The sequence below is a fragment of the Agriterribacter sp. genome (assembly GCF_035497235.1).
In the GTDB taxonomy this organism is placed as follows: domain Bacteria; phylum Bacteroidota; class Bacteroidia; order Chitinophagales; family Chitinophagaceae; genus Agriterribacter.
The window spans coordinates 1-15,725 of sequence record NZ_DATJEB010000024.1; the positions used below are offsets into that span (position 1 = coordinate 1).

The following is a 15,725-nucleotide window of genomic DNA, read 5'->3' on the forward strand; positions in this document are numbered from 1 at the left end:
CGATCTCCGGGTATATTCAGAAAAGCAACCTGCGAAGGTTGGGAGGGATTGCTGTTGTCTATAATATGAATTCCCTTATTTACTTCATTCAGGTAAATAAATTTATCCTTTATATAAATTTCCCCCGCTTTTTGAACAGCTTCGGCGGGGTTTCCGTTTATAGCCGCCAGAACATCTGCTTTTGATTTCAAAACAGGTGTCATTATCGTATACGTATAGGTACGGGTAGCAGTTGTTTTATCCTTTATGCACCCCGCAAGAAAGACGAGCATATGACCTGTTGCCAATAGTGCCAGCAACATGGAGGATAAATGATCAGTATGCAACGGGCGGTTCACTCTTCGCGCACCTTTCAAAAAATATTGACCCATATTAATTTATAAACGGTAACCCATCAAAATACCAACTTACATTTTTTTGCGTTTTAGGTAACTGTTGCATTGTTTGGTATTACTCCGTACCTGATTTAGCTGCCCTCATGCAACCATTAACCATATAAATCTTTTTTTGATGAGACAGCAATTGTTTCTGTTTGTTATGCTATGCGTAGTTTATAATGGCTATGCACAACAGCAAAGAATAACGAATCAAGCCTCAAGCCGGGCCCAGGATCACAATTCATCGCGAAGCAATAAAACCGCAAGTATAGCGCCGGATGGCAGCGGCTGGAACTCATCAGGGAGTAATAAATTGCGAATGCAGACACAATCAGATGACGGCGGCTGGAATACAACAGGGAGCAATGGGGAACGAAGTTATTTACCATCTGGCTGGACTTTTGGTATTAACAGTGGCGTTTCTTTTGCTGGAAAAAGTAATGAAAACAGCCTATTTAGAGGTAATGGTATGGCCACACAAATGTTTGGCCGATACTATTTTGGAAATATAGGGATCGGCGTTTCAAGCGGCATTGTTGCCGGCGCTATCAACAACGCGGTACTCAACAAGTTTTTGACAGAACGAAAATGGCAACAGGGCCAAATATCAAAATCTAATCCTTTCAATAGCTATTTTTTGTTTGGGCCCTCTTTTAAATTTGGTGAAAGGGTAATTGTAAACGCTGAATTGCAAGGCGGAATGTTCATTAACAACCCGGGCAGTATTACTATTAGCCAGCCGGGTGCTGTTCGTTCCTTATACCGTTTTGAAGGAGCTGGGAAAAACTTGTTCCCCGGTTTTTCCGGAAGTATCAGTTTGGCATATCCCATCAATAATTCCACCCGGTTTATTTTAAATACAGGTTACCTGCAAACAAAATCATCCATTAACTTATACGATCCGCAACGGGGTACAGATGTGGCTATAGAACAGGATCGTATTGTAAAATTGTTTACAGTTGGTGTAGGCATTACAAAATCATTTGGGTCAAAAAGAGACGCTGCAAGCGGAATGGCAACAGGAAAAAGACACGCCATTAATACAAAGGGAACCGGGGCAACTAATGGAAGAATAATCCCATCTGTACAAAATCATGCCATCAATACAAAAGGAAGCGGTGGTAACCGAACGATGAACAATGAAAGTTGCGGGCCGGTTACACAAAAAATAACAAACCCCGATGGAACGACAGAAGAAAAAACTTTTGCCTGTCCTGCCGATGCAGCAGCATATAATGAACGTATCAGCATGAATGTAACCGTACCCAAACAAACGCAGGGCGCCACTTTTGGCGAGAAAGTAAATGCAGGATTGCATGCCGCAGGCGGTGCAGTGTCGCAGGGCGCTTCAAGAGCTGTTATCTCTGGTACTGTGAGCTGGAATAGCGATAATTCATCTGGTATTATAACCAACCAGGATGCTGTTAGTGCTGTTGGCAATCTTGCTGGCGGGGCGGCGGCAGCTTCTTATGCCGCAACCGGAAGAATGGCGCCATCGTCAACAACACCACAAGGTGTTTCCGCCACTTTCTATACAAGAGAGGCTGGCAGTGGCATGGCAACAGGTAAACGTTCCGCAAGAGATCATAGCAGCGGTATGGCCACTGGCAAAAGACAGTATACACCTGTATTTAATGAAGGAGATATAAACGAATGTACCGGCTGTGCTGCTACCGTAAAATTGCTGGGGCACGAATTGACACATACCGTACAACAAGCACAGGGAATAAAAAATCCATTGTATAATGGCAATGGAAACCAGGGAACAAACCCAATGTATGAAGGCAGGAGCGGCTTAAGTAAGGGCGGGGATAAGGATTGCGATGGCATTGAAGGGTTAGCTGTTTTTTTGATAGATATAAATAGCGGAGCGGTAGTAGCCACTACAAAAACTACAACCTGTGGCAATTTCTTTTTTGCCAGGGTACCCGCAGCCAGCTACCTGGTAAAAGTAACCGGCGGTTTTAGCAAAACAAAAAACTATGATGTAGCAATTAAAAGCGAAGCAAACTTAGATATGGCTGGTGAAATAACAGCAACAGATGATCATTGGACGATTGAACTAAATACAGGGAATAGTACGATTCAAAAAGAAAGTACCCAATCAAATAATACAAACGAGCGAATGACAGGTGCAGGTGTAATTGCAGATAGCAGCAGCGCACAATCGTACACAAAAAATTTGCCGGTTTATATTGGCGATATTGATGACGATGGCATATCGGAAATTTTAATTGGCAATAGTGAGACGTTTTCATCTGGCGGAACTGCTACTTCTGCAGCCTTTGCCAGACCTGGTAACCCCATTGGCGGTATAGTCGTAAAAGGTGGCAAGAACCCGGGAGGACAAATGCGTGCAGTACAAACAAATGAACATGGAGTGTTTGAATTTGCTGATATGAAAAAGGGAAACTACAGCATTGCTACTGAAGTAAATTATTATTTAGATGATGAAACAATGATAATAATTAGAGATGAAGATGGTGATGGAGACGGAACTGCGGAACGCAAAGGATGGGATGGAACTGTAAAAGGCGGATCAAAAATAAATGCAGCAGCGGGTTCTGGCCAGGTAAGCAATAAATCCAGCGTCCAGGATCATAATTCATCCCGTTCCAATAAATCAGGCAGCATCGCAGATAATAACACGGGTGATGATACTACGGAGAAGTCAATAGTTAATACTACGAAAAGTAATACCAAAGATTTCCTGGTATCGCTTGATGAACTGGATCAGTTGTTGGCAGCCGATAAAACTTCATCAGCAAATGCAATTCATAAGGCAAAAGAAAACAGCCGTCAGCTTAGAAATACAATTACTCAAAACGAAAGCAACGCTGATAAAGCAGCCGCTGCTGCGGATACCAGCTTTTCCGTGTTGCTTGGTTCAATCAGCAGGCTGGGCCAGCGCTACAGCGCTATTTCCAATACCCTCAAAACAAAACATGATACCGCTAAAAATAGTGTTGGCAATATCAGGTGACGATGGAATGCTGTTGTGAAATAGGCTTAGGTACCAACGGGGTTTCCACAGCAGGGCAATTGTGAGAAGCGGCCTCCGGCGAATCGTTCAGCGCCAGGGTGTCATAGCTGCCCGCAATGGCCTTTTATGAATATCCGGCGCGACTCAATAACAAAAACAATATAGCCACAAAACGTTTTTCTTTGTACCCCTCTGGTGTATTCGTGGCAAATACATGCGTAAACGGTATCTTCTTTAATCCAGCCTACTGCTATGTATCTATCATCAGTAATGTAATTCTTATGAATAGCTTATAAATATGATACGAGTTTACAAAAGTATAGTTAGTTTGCTTTACATTTATCGGAAAAGTATATCATTTATTTTTTATGAGCGAAGGCTGGTTAACACAAAAAAACATAGTGATCATTGGTGGAACAAGCGGTATGGGATTATCGGCCGCTAAAGCTTTTATTGCCCAGGGCGCCCGCGTTGTAACCGTAGGAAGGAACCGCGAAACCTGCGATGCGGCGCAACAGCAGTTAGGGGAAAAGGGGATTGCTATTTGCGGAGATGCTATTGATCCCTCCACCGCGGAAAACGCTATTTCTGCCTGTGTGCAGCAATTCGGAACATTTCATGGCTTATATCATGTAGCCGGCGGCAGCGGTCGTAAAATGGGCGATGGTCCCCTGCACGGGCTAACATTAGCAGGGTGGAATAAAACGTTTGAGTTAAACCTTACCTCCCTGATGCTTTCCAACCAGGCAGCAATAAAATGGCTGCTTCAGCACAAAACAGGCGGATCCATTCTTAACATGAGCTCTGTACTCGGACTGTCTCCTTCTCCCGTTCATTTTGCTACCCATGCATATGCGGCATGTAAATCGGCCGTAACAGGTTTTACGAAGTCTGTAGCCGCTTATTATGCAAAAGATAATATTCGCGTTAATACGATAGCGCCCGGCCTGGTAGAAACCCCCATGGCGCAAAGAGCAGCCCAAAACCAAGCTATTCTTTCCTTCATCAAAACAAAACAGCCGTTAGACGGAGGGAGAATGGGCCGCCCGGAAGATACGGATGGGCTGGCCTGTTATTTCATGTCGGACTATGCAACATTCACTACCGGGCAGGTAGTATATGTTGACGGCGGATGGTCGGTAAGCGAAGGGCAGGTTTAATAATTTTTAAACTAACAATAATAATATATGCAGGCAATAGGCATTGACATAGGTGGAACCAATATTAAGGGAGTGCTGGTAAACGATGATGGTACTATCCTGCATGAAATGCAATGTGCAACCAATGCGAAGGAAGCTAATGGGTGGAAAAGCGCTGTAGCGGAAATGCTATACCAGCTCAGGCAAAAAACCACCGGAGAAAATATTCCCGTAGGACTATCTGCACCGGGCCTGGCAAGCCATAATAATGATTGCATAAAACTAATGCCCGGGCGACTGGAAGGCTTGGAAAATTTTAGGTGGACAAATTATCTTAAAACCCCAACATGGGTACTCAATGATGCACATGCCGCATTGATGGCAGAAGCAAAATTTGGCGCCGGCAAAGGATGCCAACATATTGTTTTATTAACACTGGGCACCGGTGTAGGCGGAGGTATTATGATTAACGGTGTACTGCACCAGGGCTTACTGAACCGGGCCGGGCATATGGGTCACGTAATGCTCAATGCAGACAGTGACACCTGCGATATTACCAATATGCCTGCAAGCCTCGAAGATGCTATTGGCGACTGCAGCATAGAACGGCGCAGTTTTGGAAAGTTCACTTCCACCTACGAATTGGTTCAGGCATATAAAGCAGGCAACACCTTTGCTACATATGTGTGGCTGCATGCTGTAAAACGGCTGGCTGTGGCGCTTTGCTCTTTTATTAATATCATTTCTCCGGATATGATTATACTGGGTGGCGGTATAGCGCAGGCTGGCGATGATTTATTTAAACCACTTGACAGCTTTATGAATATCTTTGAATGGCGTCATTCGGGTATACGAACGCCTGTTGTACAGGCCGTGTTTGATGAATATTCCGGCGCCGCAGGAGCAGCAGGCTTCGCGCTGCACAAAACGTTACCACATTAAATTTTTACCATGAATGTTATACAGGATTACCTGCAACAGTGCAGAAAAATTATAGAAACCGTTGAAGCGCAGCAGCAGGCTATACAACAAGCCGCGCAATGGTTTGCGCAAAGCATTATCAAAGGCAGGATGGTGCATGTTTTTGGTTCGGGCCACAGCCGTATTATGGTGGAAGAGATGTGGCCGCGCTACGGATCATTCCCGGGGTTTAATCCTATTGTGGAACTGTCGCTTACTTTTCACAACCTGGTAGTGGGCGCTAACGGTCAGCGACAGGCGATGTTTCTTGAAAACGTGGAAGGGCTGGCAGAAAGGATCCAGCGCAATTTTGATATCCGGGAAAGCGACAGCGCGCTCATCATTTCCTCCAGCGGATGTAATATTGTGCCTATTGAAATGGCAGCGCTGTTTCAGCAAAAAAAAGTGAAAGTAACGGCAATCATCACCCAAAAACACGCGGCTGTTTCCACCAGCAAAAGAAAAGACGGAAAAAAATTAAGCGACTTCGCCGATCTTATTTTAGATACAGGCGCACCCGCCGGAGACGCCATGATATACATACCGGGGCTGGAAACGCCGGTAGCACCGGGTTCCACCGTAGGCGGTGTTTTACTGATCAATACCATTAAGGCGGAAACGGCCCGCCTGCTAACCGAAGCAGGACATCCCCCAAAAGTATTAACCGCATCATGTATTGCAGGCCCCGAAAAAGCAAGGGAGCTGTTTGAGAGCGCCTATGATGAACATGCGCACCGCCTGGCGGGTTTATATCAAAACGTTGGAAAATAAATACAGTAACAATATGCACACGCCTATACGTACAACGGTTGTTGGCAGCTACCCTTTCCCGGGATGGCTGGAATTTGCATCGCAGCACTTAAACGAATTTGGACCTGCCGATATAGAAGAAGCAATTGAAGATGCCGTTATTGCCGCTATACATGATCAAACAACGGCCGGGCTTGACGTAATTACTGACGGGGAACAGACAAGGCTTGATTTCAATTTATCTTTTTATGGCTATATCAAAGGGATATCGCCAGATGAAAGTGAAACCAGGCGCTTTGGACCCGCAGCGCATGATCAGAGAGGCAAACACCGGATCACCGAAACGCTTTCTGCTCCTAATGGGCTGGGCGTTGTAAAAGAATTTCTGCGGTTAAAAAAACTGGCGCCGCAGGGACCCATATTAAAAGCAAGCATACCCGGACCCTATACCTTAAGCGGAAGGTTATTGCCGAACAGTGAATACAAAGACCGCTATGCAATAACAGCGGCCATCCTTCCATTTATACAGAAAGAGCTGGAAGACCTGGTGGCGGCAGGATGTACCGAAATAACAGTAGATGAACCTTCCATGAGCTGCTACGCGTATAAAGAAGATACCAAAAAATTTGCAGCCATATTTAATAAAACGGTTGAGCCTGTAGTGGGTAAATGTAATCTTTCCACGCATTTATGCTTTGGCAATTTTAAAGGCAGACCCGTAGGTTACAGGAGTATAAAACCTATGATACCGGATTTTCTTGAGCTTAAAGTAAATGAAATACATATTGAAATGGCGAACCGCGAATTTGCGGAGATAGAATTACTCGAAACTTTTTCCAAACGAATGAATGTTGCAGTGGGGATTATTGATGTAAAGAATTATTATATTGAAACCCCGGAAGATGTAGCGGAAAGAATTAAAAGATGCCTGCAATATATTCCTGCGGAAAAGCTGTCTGTTGCACCCGACTGCGGATTAAGTCAAACAGCAAGATGGGCATCGAGGCAAAAACTGGCTAATATGGTAAAGGGAGCAAAAATGGTGAGGGACCTGATTTGATATCTAAAATTTGAAATTTGGGATGATAATTCCGGCTGTTATAAAAGATGAAGATTTTATAGCGCAGGTACAACAGTATGAAAACGATAAAAAATATTTTCACCTGTGGTGGCTGGGGCAAAGCGGTTACCTGTTGCTATGGCAGGGAAAAAGAATATTGATTGACCCCTATCTTTCGGATTCCCTCACCCAAAAATATGCCGGCACTAACAGGCCGCATACCCGCATGAGTGAGCGGGTAGTAAACCCTGATCTGTTAAAAAATATTTCTATTGTAAGTTCCAGTCATAACCATACGGATCACCTCGATGGCGAAACCTTAATACCCGTTATTAAAAACAACCCCGGCATTACTTTCATCATTCCTGAAGCCAACAGCAATTTTGTTGCCAACAGGGTGCAAATACCGGAAGCATTTCCTGCAGGACTAAACGAAGGAAAGCATATAACCGTTGATGGTTTTACTTTTCATGGCATTGCCGCGGCGCACAATACCGTTGACCGCAATGAAAAAGGAGCATGCCTTTATATGGGATATATTATACAGTTTGGCAATTATACCATTTACCATAGCGGCGATACGCTGTGGTACGCGGGTTTGGAAAAGATACTAAGTCCGTTTGAAATAAACCTGGCGCTACTTCCCATTAATGGAAATGATCCGGCAAGAGGCGTAGCAGGCAATCTTAATGTGCAGGAAGCCGCAGGTTTAGCTAAGACCGCGGGCATACAACATGTTATTCCCTGCCATTATGATATGTTTACTTTCAACACTGCGAACCCGGCTGATTTTGCCGCTGAAGCGGAAGCCGTTCAGCAAGCCTATACTATTTTACCCCTTGGAGGACACTGGAGCAGCGAAGTTCTATAAGCGTTGAAGCGGTACCCCAAACCATTACTTCAACTCATCTGCATGATCAATATAAAAGCAGTGTTCGTGACGCTTCATGCCAATATGCGGATAATAATTTATGGCGGCGGGCGCTGCCAGTAATATCAGCTTTGCTTCGGGTGCCGCTAATTGTGTGCGCCGTATTAATTCTTTTCCAATGCCCTTATGCTGGTAGTCCCTGTCAACCGCCAGGTCTGATAAATAGGTACAAAACGAAAAATCCGTGAGCGAACGGGCTACGCCAACAATATTGCCATTATCCCTTGCCGTCAATATAAGGTTACCATGGGCAAGCATGGCGGCAATGCGGGCAGGATCATTAACCGGCCGGCGCTCTCCGAGCGTGGAACGTTGCAGCACGCCGGTGAACTCATCCGGACTCAGGTTATTTTCTACCCGGTAACTGATCATGTAAAATAGCTTTAAAAGGTATACCTGTACGTAATGTGTTTTTTAGAAAAAGTAGCGCCTGTTGCCTCATGCAGGGCGATCATCTTCGTATTAAAATCACCCACCCACGACAGTTCAAGTTCCTTGTATTGCTGCAGGGGTAATACATATTCTTTCAGTTTAATAATCATAGCCGATTCCAGCCCATGCTTCTGAAATTTGGCTTTGGTACCCAAAATAACAGCCCGCATGCGCTTATTCTTACGGCCCCATTTGTTCAGCATGAATTTCAGTTTGCCCCACAATCCTAACCTCCCATTCAAATTACTGATCAGTTCATTGGTATCCGGAACAATCACTACCATGGAAGCCGGTTCCCCGTTTACGTAAGCAAACCAGATCAGCCTTTCGTCCATAATGATCTTCATTTTTTCAAAGGTTTCGCGTATAGTAATGTCCGTTATAGGCGTAAAGTTCTCAAAGTCCTTCCAGGCATCATTATAAATCTCTTTAAAATCATTGGCAAAACGCTGAAACTCTTTTTTATCCAGGTGCTCAAAATGATAACCCGGTTTTCTGGCTACCCATTCCGCAATTTTAGTAAAGCGTTCCGGAAAAGGTTTATATATTTCTATCGAATTGGATATTTGTTCATACAACGGTGTAAAGCCATAGCGTTCAAACAATCTTTTGTAATAAGGCTGATGATAGTTCATTCCATAGTAAGGTGCCGCAAAACCCTCTACCAGCAAGCCCCACCACATATCATTCTCTCCAAAATTCACAGGGCCATCCATCGCCTTCATACCCTTTTCCGCAAGCCAGGCTTTAGCCGTATCAAATAACAGGTCGGCGGCGTTTTGGTTATCGGCACATTCAAAAAAGCCGCACCCTCCTGTAGGCATACCGGTGAGATATGCCTTTTTATTGTTTATAAAAGCGGCAATACGGCCAATCACCTTTCCGTCATTGCTATTCAGTATCCATCTTATACATTTCCCGTTCTGGTGATAGCTGTTTTTACGCGGGTCAAATATCGCTTCAATATCCCTGTTCAAAGGACATATCCAGTTAGGATCATTTTGATATATTTTTTTAGGTAGCTCCAGGAAGGATTTTCTTGTGACGGCATTGTTAACTTCTATGATTTGCATAATCTATTACGCTGCTTTACCGGCGCATTCCTACAAAATAACATAAAAAAAGGATTGAAGCTGCATATCCTTATTTTTGCAGTCCTTTAAAATGTGGGGCCATGTCGGTTACATCAACTATTCAGTCGGCTGTTATTCATGCACTGGAAAAATTATACAACGAAGTATTCAGCGCTAAGGATTTCCAGATCAATCAAACCAAACCCGAGTTTGAAGGCGATTACACGGTAGTGTTATTCAGCCTGCTTAAACCATTAAAACAATCGCCCGATGCATTGGGCAAGGCCCTGGGCGTCTATTTAACACAAACGCATCCTTCCTTATTTTCCGCGTTTAATGTAATCAAAGGCTTCCTAAATCTGAATATTACCGGTAGCTACTGGGGCGCAGTACTGAACGATAATTACCAGGACGGGACGTATGGAAGAAAAGAAAAAAAAGGGAAAACCATTGTAGTGGAATACGCTTCGCCCAATACCAATAAACCTTTGCATTTGGGGCACCTGCGCAATATTTTTTTGGGATGGAGTATATCGGAAATTTTAAAAGCCGATGGATATGATGTGGTTAAAACCTGCATTGCCAACGACAGGGGCATCCATATTTGCAAAAGCATGGTTGCCTGGCAAAAATTTGCTAACGGGGCCACCCCGGAAAGTACCGGCATGAAAGGCGATCATTTTGTAGGCGATTATTATGTGCTTTTTGGCACGGAATATAAAAAGGAAATACTAGAGCTAACGGCAAAAGGAATGCCTGAGGCGGAAGCGGAAAAAGAGGCGCCCATAATGAAAGCCGCCCAGCAAATGCTGGTAGACTGGGAATCAGGCAGGGCTGACGTAATAGCACTTTGGGAAAAAATGAATAGCTGGGTATACGCGGGCTTTGACATTACCTATAAAAGAATTGGCAGCGATTTTGATAAAATGTATTACGAAAGTGACACCTATTTACTGGGTAAAAAGTTAGTGGAAGAAGGATTACAAAAAGGCGTTTTCTTTAAAAAAGAAGACAACAGCGTATGGGTTGACCTCACCGCTGATGGATTAGATGAAAAGATTGTACAGCGAAAAGACGGCACGGCCGTATATATAACACAGGATATTGGATTAGCCGTTGAAAAATATGAAGCTTACCGGTATGACCAGAGCATTTACGTGGTAGGCGATGAACAAAATTATCACTTCAAAGTATTGCAGCTCATATGCCGGAAACTGGAACTGCCTTCCTCTGAAGGCATTTACCACCTCAGCTACGGTATGGTGGAACTGCCTTCGGGCCGTATGAAAACGAGGGAAGGAACAGTGGTTGACGCTGATGATATGATAGATGAGATGATAAAAGTAGCAGCGCAAAAAACCGAAGAACTGGGTAAGGTAAAAGATTTTACACCGGATGAGCTGGATAAGCTGTATAACACCATAGGCCTGGGCGCATTAAAGTTCTTCATTTTAAGGGTTGATCCCAGGAAAAGAATGATCTTTAACCCGGAAGAAAGTATAGATTTTCATGGTTTCACCGCTTCTTTTGTGCAATTTTCGCATGCAAGGGCAAAAGCCATTCTCAGGAATGAACAGCCCGATAATAATTTTACACTGCAACACAACGAAGCCCTGCTGCCTTTAGAAAAGGAAATGATCATTTTATTGGAAAGATACCCGGCTGTTATACAACAGGCGGCTTTTGAACATAATCCCTCTGTAATAGTAAATTACTGCTACGAACTGGCAAAAACCTTCAATTCCTTTGTAACGGAACACCGGGTGCTGAAAGCGGAAACGGAAAATAAAAAGCAATTACGCCTGCGCATCTGCCAGATGACCGCTAATGTTATTGCTTCGGGTATGGCACTGGCGGGAATTGAAGTACCGGAAAGGATGTAGGACGGCTGTCAGCGATCAGCTATGAGCAATGAGCTTTTGAGCATGCAAAAAAACGTATTCATTCTATTATCAGCAGTTACTCACCTTAAAGCCGATAGCATAAAGCCGGCTGGACAGACGGGGGAATTTAAAAAGTGGCAATTACGCGGTCGGCACGCGACCAAAGGAGCGTCAGATCGCTGCGAAAGAATGTGGAAGTAAAAATTCACGCTTCGCTTTGAAACACAGTGATGTTCAAGTTCCAGGTCGCAAGGGATGGCTTCACCTGATAGCTGAAAGCTGATATCTCACACCTCTGTGTCTGCTTCGTGTCTTTGTGCCTCCGTGTTACAAAAGACTTACTAAGCGACATTGATTTTCAAAACCCGGCAGATACCTTTTCATACTTCTTTTTGAAACACAGTGACACAGCGGCACGGAGGATATTTTGATTACGTCCGACACCCTCTGTGTCTCCGTGTCCTTGTGCCTCCGTGTTCCAAAAAACACTTCTAAGCCGGAAGACCCATGCTTCCCTGAAACCTGAAACCCGATACCTCAACCCTCATCCCCGCTCCGGCTGCCTGCGCATTCGTTCATCTACAGAAATAATACCGCTGCCGCTCACCAAAAAAAAGATCAGCAAGGCCAAAATAAGTATGGACAGCCAAAGTCCTTCATTGGGCGACAAAAAACCTGCATCTGCATTAACAAAAAAAACAGCACCCAACAATATAGGGATCTGCACTAAGCAAGCCAGGCGGGTAAGCAGCCCGAAAGCAATCAACGCGCCGCCTACAATATGTGCGAATACTACATAATGCGCCAGTACACCGAGCGACATGGAACCGAGAAACTCACTTTTGGCCATAAGAACGCTTAACTGGTCCATATTACTGATAAATTCCACACCGCGTATAAAGAGAAATATACCCAGTAACATACGGATAAAATCGAGCCATTTGGGGTGATGGGTGTCTCCCCATCTTTCCATACTATGAAGGAGGTTCATATGGCAAAGTTTTAGATGAAGAAAGGAGTGAATACAAAATACAAAATTCTTCCGGAATATTATATAGATGATTGGCGGGACAGAGTCCCGGGAGAACATAATTGATACGCAGTATTGACTACAACATCTACAACATATCTCATTATTCAATCGTTTATTAAGCATTAATAAATGACTTTTACGAACCTGTAAGCGTTTCTGCAAATAATATAATAAGAGATCGTCTTCCGCAAAAAACCTGGAAGCATTGGTATACCTGAAATGAAAGCCCTTTTTTTATCACTGGCTACTTGTTTTATTACCTCTCTCAGTTTCTCCCAAAACTGCGTGGATACTTTTTACCGGAAAGGCTATTACGATGCAGGGATGACGCTGCGGGCCAGTGAAAATATTATTACGCGGGACGGCGCTACGGTAATAACAGGCAGGTATACCAACACAGGGAACGGCGAAATGGCTTTATTCATAACTAAGATCAATCCGTTTGGCGCCGTTGTGTGGAGTAAGAAAATAACCAATGGGTTATTTAGCGTAGGCACGACTATTAAGGGTATAAAAGAGCTGAACAACGGAAGCTTTGTTATTGTATACGCAGACGCAGAAAACGGCACCACCTTAAGCATGCATGTTATCCTGTTGAATGCAGCAGGCAACCTGTTGTGGGCAAAAAAGCTTACACCCATTGCCGGCGATAGCTTTCTAAACGCTCAAATGACCGTTACCGATAATAACGACATTATAATAGCCGCAACTATAGATGTGGCGGAATATCCATATTCCGGAGGATTTGTACCTCTGATCATTAAAATGGAGAATAATGGCAATATATTATACAACAAGTGGTTTACAGGCAACACCTGCAGTTCCTCTACTCTAACCGGTGTAATAACCGATAAAAATATATTGTATGCTTTTGGCAGGAGCAATGGCTGCCCTATACCCGGCAATGCGGAAATTGACGAAAATATATTCGCCTTTAAAATGGATCATCAAACCGGCGAATTGTTGCAATCCAGGTCTTATTTTTCCACCCGGACGCATGCATACCCTACAGTTACAACCATGTATCATTGGGCATATGCAGATATGGTTAAAGCTAATGAAGATCATTTTTATATTAGCGACAGGTTCTATTCCTTTGCACAGAAACGTTTTGGCCTAATTAACACGGTTATGGATACCCTGCTCAACTTCAGCAGGGGAAGGATTTTCTCTACCGGCCAAATGTCTGTAAACACCGTTCGTTTCGGCACCACCGATGCCGCGGGCAACTGGAGCATTTATACCGCGCTGGGCCAAAATAATAATACAATGTATGTAGCCACCATCAATAAGTCCGGGCAAATAATAAGACAAAGAAAAATGCCCTTTTCAGCAAATGAAGTTGTTTCATACGGTGGAAAGTACCCGCTTCATTACAACAATCAATACCTCAACATTGTAAGCAGTTATCGCCGCAACGGCAATTCGTATATCCAACTCTACCAAACCGGCCAGGACAATGCACCGGATCCCTGTTTTGGTGTGGATACTTCATTTGTACAATTGGAGCCGTTTCCTATAACACCCCATAACAATGATTACTTTACCTATACAAGCAGCATTCAGCTTGCAGAGAGCGATCCGGGTATTTCCATAAGTGATATCAACCTTTTGGAAGAAGACTATTGCCGGCAAATAAGCCATTGCAGCTTCTTAAAAATAAAACCGGCAGCCACTACCATTTGCGATACTGCGCAAACCTATATTTTTACCGCCCGTAAGGATGCCGGTTGCTTAAAACAGGTGGTATGGCAAACCGATGATCCTGAGGTTAGCACCATAACACCGCTCAATGATTCTTCCGTTTCCATTACCTTTAAAAAGCAATGGCAGGGTTACCTGTACGCTTCGCTGTCTTCCTGTGTTGACTTGAAGGATTCCATCAGACTCAATGTTTTAATCAGTCCGGGTAAAATTGCATTAGGCGCCGATACTGCTATCTGCAAAAACGATTCGATTGTGCTCCGGGCCGTTGCGGGATTCAAAAATTATCAATGGCAAAACGGTTCGGGCGACTCCATATTTACTGTAAAACAGTCAGGCTTATACTTTGTAAAAGCAACCAATTATTGCGGCGTTCCTTTCAGCGATGCGATAACAGTTACCATAAATGAGCCGGACATTATTAACCTGGGCCGGGACACGGCTATATGCAGCAACCAGCCTTTAACTTTAGATGCAGGCGCAGGATTCAGCAGCTATCAGTGGAGCAACGGAGAAACGGATCAACATATACAGGCAAACCAGGCTGGCAAATATTCGGTATCGGCTGCAAATGCATTGGGTTGCATTTCAAAAGACACGATCCGGATAAGGGATGTATACCCCGCTCCTGCAGTTACACTACCTGAAAAAACCACCCTTTGCTTACACCAGGATGATACCCTATATGCAGGCAGTGGCTTTAGCGGCTATTTATGGCAGGATGGTTCAACCAGCAGCAGTATGATAATACAAACACCGGGAAAATACAAAGTAACGGTGAGTAACCCGCATGGTTGTGTTTCATCCGACAGCGTAACCATTACAAAAATAGCACAGGCGCCTTCCGGCTTCCTGCCTGCTGATACTGCTATTTGTGCAACTGATCAATTCACCATACAGCCGCTCAAATTATTTAATGAATACCTGTGGAGCACTGGTACTTCAGCAAATAGTATTACAATACAAACCCCGGGAATATACCGGTTACAGGTAAAAGACAATGACCAGTGTGTTGGACAGGATTCCATAAGCATCATTGCCAAAGATTGCAGCACCCGCTTTTTTGTTCCCAATACCTTTACCCCCAACAACGATGGCATCAATGATTCTTTTAAACCGCTGATCAGCGGACGCATAAGCGATTATGAGTTTACCGTGTATAATATTTACGGGCAGATCGTTTTCAACAGCCGCAGAATCAATGATGGCTGGAACGGAATGTACAGGAACCTGCCTCAAAATGCCGGAACCTATGTTTGGATATGCCGGTACAAAGCAGCAAACGAAGCAGCCCAGCTTACCAAAGGATCGGTTTTGCTGATGAGATAGTGTGCAGGTTGCAGGGTCCAGGTTACAGGATGCAGGTTTCACAATCATCCGCGGTCTGACGCTCGTTTGTC

The 15,725-nt window shown here is 44.1% G+C and carries 12 protein-coding genes; 8 read left to right on the forward strand and 4 right to left on the reverse strand.

Annotated elements, in window-relative coordinates:
* The coding region (locus VL121_RS07000) for a hypothetical protein (RefSeq protein WP_325403585.1) at nucleotides 1-371 on the reverse strand (371 nt) is incomplete at its 3' end.
* A 325-nt stretch (nucleotides 372-696) separates the two neighbouring features.
* Here VL121_RS07000 and VL121_RS07005 point away from each other — a divergent pair.
* From VL121_RS07005 to VL121_RS07030, 6 genes are all read left to right on the forward strand, one after another.
* Nucleotides 697-3,360 (forward strand): hypothetical protein, encoded by a 2,664-nt coding sequence (locus tag VL121_RS07005; RefSeq protein ID WP_325403587.1) that lies wholly within the window; start codon nucleotides 697-699, stop codon nucleotides 3,358-3,360.
* Nucleotides 3,361-3,728: 368 nt separating this feature from the next.
* Complete coding sequence (locus VL121_RS07010) at nucleotides 3,729-4,520, forward strand: SDR family NAD(P)-dependent oxidoreductase (protein WP_325403589.1); 792 nt, start codon at nucleotides 3,729-3,731, stop codon at nucleotides 4,518-4,520.
* A gap of 27 nt (nucleotides 4,521-4,547) precedes the next feature.
* Entirely contained in the window at nucleotides 4,548-5,441 is an 894-nt protein-coding gene (locus VL121_RS07015) for an ROK family protein (protein WP_325403591.1), read from the forward strand.
* A gap of 9 nt (nucleotides 5,442-5,450) precedes the next feature.
* Nucleotides 5,451-6,230, forward strand: coding sequence for an SIS domain-containing protein (locus VL121_RS07020; protein WP_325403593.1), 780 nt, complete (start codon nucleotides 5,451-5,453; stop codon nucleotides 6,228-6,230).
* A gap of 13 nt (nucleotides 6,231-6,243) precedes the next feature.
* The gene (locus VL121_RS07025) at nucleotides 6,244-7,269 is read left to right on the forward strand and encodes a cobalamin-independent methionine synthase II family protein (RefSeq protein WP_325403595.1); all 1,026 of its coding nucleotides are present in this window, start codon (nucleotides 6,244-6,246) and stop codon (nucleotides 7,267-7,269) included.
* Nucleotides 7,270-7,291: 22 nt separating this feature from the next.
* A complete protein-coding gene (locus VL121_RS07030; RefSeq protein WP_325403597.1) occupies nucleotides 7,292-8,140 on the forward strand; it encodes an MBL fold metallo-hydrolase in 849 nt (282 codons plus the stop codon).
* Between the two features lie 24 nt (nucleotides 8,141-8,164).
* Here VL121_RS07030 and VL121_RS07035 read toward each other — a convergent pair whose 3' ends face one another.
* Together VL121_RS07035 and VL121_RS07040 are read right to left on the reverse strand one after the other, a co-directional pair.
* Nucleotides 8,165-8,572 (reverse strand): GNAT family N-acetyltransferase, encoded by a 408-nt coding sequence (locus VL121_RS07035; RefSeq protein ID WP_325403599.1) that lies wholly within the window; start codon nucleotides 8,570-8,572, stop codon nucleotides 8,165-8,167.
* Between the two features lie 11 nt (nucleotides 8,573-8,583).
* The gene (locus VL121_RS07040; RefSeq protein ID WP_325403601.1) at nucleotides 8,584-9,705 is read right to left on the reverse strand and encodes a GNAT family N-acetyltransferase; all 1,122 of its coding nucleotides are present in this window, start codon (nucleotides 9,703-9,705) and stop codon (nucleotides 8,584-8,586) included.
* A gap of 101 nt (nucleotides 9,706-9,806) precedes the next feature.
* Between VL121_RS07040 and argS the strand changes: the two genes are divergently transcribed.
* Nucleotides 9,807-11,588, forward strand: a complete 1,782-nt coding sequence (gene argS, locus VL121_RS07045; protein ID WP_325403603.1) for an arginine--tRNA ligase — start codon at nucleotides 9,807-9,809, stop codon at nucleotides 11,586-11,588.
* A 544-nt stretch (nucleotides 11,589-12,132) separates the two neighbouring features.
* Here the strand turns inward: argS and VL121_RS07050 are convergent.
* A complete protein-coding gene (locus VL121_RS07050; RefSeq protein WP_325403605.1) occupies nucleotides 12,133-12,579 on the reverse strand; it encodes a DoxX family protein in 447 nt (148 codons plus the stop codon).
* A gap of 327 nt (nucleotides 12,580-12,906) precedes the next feature.
* On the opposite strand from VL121_RS07050, the gene VL121_RS07055 reads away from it, so the two are divergent.
* Nucleotides 12,907-15,654, forward strand: coding sequence for a T9SS type B sorting domain-containing protein (locus VL121_RS07055; RefSeq protein ID WP_325403607.1), 2,748 nt, complete (start codon nucleotides 12,907-12,909; stop codon nucleotides 15,652-15,654).
* The last annotated feature ends 71 nt before the right edge of the window (nucleotides 15,655-15,725 follow it).